Here is a 2,814-nt window from a genome sequence, read left to right on the forward strand (position 1 = left end):
TTCTTTGGGTTATTATAACCTCTTAGAAGCTGTCCAATTTTATTATGCCACTACAGGGCAACCCTGCTATTACTGTCGAGATTGCTAAGCTATTCAAAAAGAATAAAGACGAAAAAATATCAATGACTACATTCAAAGCTAGCCTTAAACAGCTATATGAACGTTTATCAACGAGCGATGCGCCTTTAAGTGAGATCGCAATCGTAGGCTGGTTATTGACGAAAACGGTGACTTGTAGCAAGGTAAGTAGTATTCAGACTTACAGCGGCGCTATTACGAATCGCTGGTTATCTTTGACGCAGGGTATTGATCTTGATGATTATACTGAAGATGATTTTATTCAATTTTATAGCGAACTTATCGAACTTGGTAAGTCTGAAGACGCTAAGAATACTATTGCTACTCATATTGATGAGATTCATGAATATTTAGTTAATCAGCATAATATCGAACCCATTGCCCCTCTTGCGGCTACCAAGCGAGCACACCATAGAACAGGTTATCTTTCAGAGACCATGTTTCAGGCTACTCTTAATAGTGCTGACAATATTGGAATGACTACAGATGAGGTAGACGCGGTAAAGCTCGCTTTGATTTTAGGTCAACGCTGTGGACTCAGAATAGGCGAAATAGTTAAGATTAGATTAAAAGATGTGGCTATAACCTCAGCTTATTTAGAAGTGCGTGATAATAAATATGGTAATAATAAGACGGGTTCTGCATTAAGAAGGACATTGTTAGAACAGCTTTTGACTGATTCAGATATGTCACTGTTTGAGAGAATTGAGCTTAGGCGTAATGAAAGCAAAGGGGATACCTTAATCGCTAATCAAGCTGGTATGGCTTATCGTGCTAGTGATTTGTCAAAAACCATATCTCAGTTAATTAAAACTACAACAGGACTTCCTCATCTCACGACCCATCATTTAAGACATAGCTTCTTAACTAATTTTCAATTAATGTCATTTTTGTATGATAAAGCTAATGATTTTAATGGGCATCAATGCTCTCAGACTTTGAAAGACTTATTACCTTATGACGAAGACAAGTCTTGTAAAATATTGGCTTATATTGAGACATCACTACAATACAAAAAAATATATGCTTTAGCTGGATTAGCTGGGCATGCCAGTCCTAGCACTACCTTTGACTCTTACGTGCATTTGACTGATATTCAGATTGGATTATTACTTTGGCATATGGATTACCAGTTGACGCCTAAACATTATGAACTACTAAGTATTCCTAGGTGTATAAAAAGTCAGTTAGGCGCTACACCTGCTGCGATTAATAGTTATTTTCTGCGTAAACTTAAGATCAAACCACTACTTAAGCCAAGGCTTAGCAAGCAACTAGAAACAGGAAATAAAGAATCTATAAAGCCAAAAAGATACTCATTCAATGAGGTTCGTCAGACTCTAGAGTTACATGATAGGGAAGAAGATGTTAAGGAAAGAATGGATATTTATAAGCTTGATCAAGACACTTTTGAAAGATGGCTTCAGAATGCTAGACAGCTCAGAAACCATCCTGCTTTTAAAACTATACACGGTAATCCTAGGTTATTTGCGCCTGATGATAATAGGAGCTTATTGCCAGTTTTTGACAGGTATGTTGAAGACAACAACATACTCATGCAAATGACCAATAAATTTCGTAACTTTTATAAGATAGAAGAAAGACGAAAACCTATGCTTCAGTTTATAGCGCATACGCTTATGAATTCTCAATATTATAAAAACTATATTACTTTTAGTCGAGCGTTAGATTTGTATATCTATATAAAAGTAGCAGAAAAGCTGGTTGTTAAAAAAAATATTAATTTAAAAATATACCATTATGCACAAGCTAAAGATGACGATAAAGAGCGATGGAAACCTGTGATGAAATTACTTGCCTCATCTCAAATAGAAAAGTGTAATAAATCAGATGCGCTAAGTGCGAAAACTTACAAAAAGCAGATCCGTGCGGAATTATCACTATCTAGCCAGACTGAACAGACTAGGATTGAGAATAGAGAAAATTCAAATCTTCCAATCAATCAATGGACCGTTAGAACTTTACAAGTTTTCTGTCATTATGCTTTCATCATGATAGGTCAAAGAATCAACTTAGGAGAATACGAGTCATGAATTTATCAGCAAAGTCTATTAGTATCAATAGTAGCACTAAAATTAGTCTCCATCCTTTGGCTAAAAAACTATCTAAACTTATAACGAGTGCCTATATAGTTGGTAAACAAGAAGCTTATCTAGAGTCTCTTAATACTAAATTTAGTTGTTATAACAGTTTACCTATTAATCACGTGTCAGTCATAAGCTCACAGTCGAACAGTTATGAAGTCATAGGGGGATGCTTTGTGCCTTTTTTCAACCTTAAAGCTTTAAATAAGGATAATGCTCTTTTTATTCAGTATAAATCATCAAAAAAAGATGTTAAGCCTGAACATAAAAAAAGATATGAGCAAGAATTTGATCAAGATATAGTAGACTTTATATATATGGATTTTATTAGAACTATTTCAGTATTATCTCTTCTAAAGCCAGGATCTATGTATCCTGAGCTTAAAAAGTTGACGCAAGATGCCCAGAAATACCGTAGCAGTATATGGAAAGAGATTTTTGAGAGTAAAGAGTATCTTCGACAAGAAGATTTTGCTCTGCTGCTAGATGTAAAATCAGAAACGATAAGAAGACAGTTCACCTTCTAGTTCATATGCTGTTTTATTAAGTGAGTATTAGACTACTAGTTAAATATGTGGTGGTGTATCAAAAAGTATGCTGGAGTAATAAAAGAAGGGTGACAGCCGAAGCA

Annotated in this window: 2 protein-coding genes; both read left to right on the top strand. The window is 34.9% G+C overall.

Translation table 11 applies throughout. The annotated features are described in order from the left end of the window. Positions 1-44 precede the first annotated feature (44 nt). Positions 45-2,132, top strand: coding sequence for a tyrosine-type recombinase/integrase (locus EI161_RS13850; protein WP_192529843.1), 2,088 nt, complete (start codon positions 45-47; stop codon positions 2,130-2,132). Continuing rightward, positions 2,129-2,710: a hypothetical protein gene (locus EI161_RS13855; RefSeq protein WP_192529845.1), complete on the top strand. Its 582-nt coding sequence runs from the start codon at positions 2,129-2,131 to the stop codon at positions 2,708-2,710. Before EI161_RS13850 ends, EI161_RS13855 begins: the two co-directional genes overlap by 4 nt. Positions 2,711-2,814 lie beyond the last annotated feature (104 nt).

The organism is Psychrobacter sp. FME5, from assembly GCF_014861375.1.
Lineage (GTDB): Bacteria > Pseudomonadota > Gammaproteobacteria > Pseudomonadales > Moraxellaceae > Psychrobacter.